This is a genomic window from Luteimonas rhizosphaericola, assembly GCF_029888045.1.
Lineage (GTDB): Bacteria > Pseudomonadota > Gammaproteobacteria > Xanthomonadales > Xanthomonadaceae > Luteimonas > Luteimonas rhizosphaericola.
The window spans coordinates 1-1,934 of the sequence record NZ_JARXRN010000010.1 but is presented as its reverse complement, the minus strand read 5'-3'; the positions used below and the strand labels follow the sequence as shown (position 1 = coordinate 1,934).

General features: G+C 57.7%; 2 protein-coding genes. Both read left to right on the top strand.

The window, feature by feature from the left end; translation table 11 throughout:
* The first annotated feature begins 99 nt into the window (after nucleotides 1-99).
* Nucleotides 100-426, top strand: coding sequence for a hypothetical protein (locus QFW80_RS00580; protein ID WP_280598959.1), 327 nt, complete (start codon nucleotides 100-102; stop codon nucleotides 424-426).
* Nucleotides 427-498: 72 nt separating this feature from the next.
* Nucleotides 499-891, top strand: coding sequence for a hypothetical protein (locus tag QFW80_RS00575; RefSeq protein ID WP_280598958.1), 393 nt, complete (start codon nucleotides 499-501; stop codon nucleotides 889-891).
* Nucleotides 892-1,934: the final 1,043 nt, after the last annotated feature.

Here is a 1,934-nt window from a genome sequence, read left to right as displayed (position 1 = left end):
CATCCCGGTCAGGTCGTGTGGGCCGATGGCTCTGCGGCCTAACAATTCGTTCAAGCCGATGCCGCTTCGCGGCACGGCTTAACTCAGGCGTTAGGGCCCATGAAAGAGATCATCGCAAGCGCGTTGCCATATCTCGTCTTTCTGGCGATCGCGATGGCAGTTCTTGCCTACTTCGTGTCGGAGCGCTTCTTTGACGCCCTTTGCAAGACCACGCCCGAGATGGCAGACGCTTTCAAACGCAAGCACCTACTGGTCAGTTATGGTCCGATCGTCCCGGCAAAGTTCCGTTACATAAATTCAAGACAGTTCAACTCACTGGCAGACCCAGAGATGCGCCGCAAAGGACGGCTGGCATTTGCTGCCCTCGTAGCCTATGCAGCAACATTCCTTGCGCTGCTGTTGGCGCTGTTGGCTTGGGCGTCATAGGATGGGCCCTAACAGTTCATTCAAGCCGAACCCGCTTCGCGGGTCGGCTTAATTCTGGTGTTAGGCCCCGTTATGGAGCTTCTCTATCGTGTGCTCGGAGCGCTCCATCTGGTCTATGCATGGTGGATATTCGGCGAGCTCGCACACGCACTGAAGGAAGAGTCTGGAGTTGAGCTGGCGCGGGTTCAATGGGGCATCAAGACCTCGCTGTGGCTGGTCGAGATCGCACTTCTGTTCATATGCGGAGCTGCTGCGCTGCTACTGGAGCCGAGTGCACACGTCTTTGCGTGGCTGGCGTTGCTTGCTTACGTGCTGGTTGCCTTCAGCAACACGGTTGCCTTAGAAGGGCCTATAGCCCTGTTCTACTTCTCTGCTGGCTTTTATGTTCGGGTTGTTCTCAGGTCTATCGTCGCTGCTACGCTGTACGGGATAGGCACGGGTACTGGGCAATCGCCCGGGGCCTAACAATTCATTCAAGCCGAACTTGTCCGCTGGCGCGGCCAAGTCGGCTTAATTCAGGCGTTAGGCGGCAGGAGAGAGTTATGAGGCGAGTCACGGCATTAGTACTGGCGGCGGCGCTGTCTGGGTGTGTGACTCTCGCTGACCGTTCAACAGAGGAAATGGTTGAGCTCCAGCTCCGTAGGGAGAAGAAGCTTGTAGAGTTCATTTCTGTTCTCCCCCCCGCCGAGCTAACCCGGCTGGCTGTCGCAAGTGGATGCGGCAAGGATCAGAGAACCCTTACAACAGTATCGCCAGTTGGAGGGTCGATGGTCGGCGTTTCTAGCACTTACGACTACACCCTCGAAGTTGGTGATCGGGCTGACGGATCTAGCTGGGTGGCAGTGCGAACAGACGGCGTCTTTCATGGTACGCCAATGGGCTATAAGCTCGTCCCAGATTCGTCTGGGGGTTCGCGCGTGACCGTCTATGCTGCGGACAGGCGCAAACTTGAAGCCATCCGGCAAGGAGTAGAGAGCGGAAATCTGCTTTGTGACTGGCGCAGTTTCAGTTATCCATATGATTGACAGTCTGCCGCCTAACAATTCATTCAAGCCGATGCCGCTTCGCGGCACGGCTTAATTCTGGTGTTATACGTGGTCAAACAACCTCTCTACGGTTCGCTTCGGGAAGCACCGCGGCCGGTCCATTCGTTCGCATCAGTGGCGCACGGCTTCGGGTGACCTCCTGGCGCGGCTGTACGTTCGCTCCGGCACCGGATTGCTTCGGCAGGCGGCCGCCTCGTGCCGCCTTGGTCTTCGGTCGCCACGCCACTCACTGTCGTCGGCTTACGGCTGCTGTCTCTCGCTTCCCGAGTCTGCCGGTCACGTCGGCGTTGCTTGGCTTCGTCGGCATCCCGGGCGTATAACTATTCGTTCAAGCCGAAGCCGCTTCGCGGCTCGGCTTAACTCAAGTGTTATACGTGGTCATGCAGCTTCGTGTTGGTGGCTTCGTTTGGTTGCGCGGCTGCTGATTTCATCGGCTCCGGTAGCGCTCGCCTTCGGGCACCA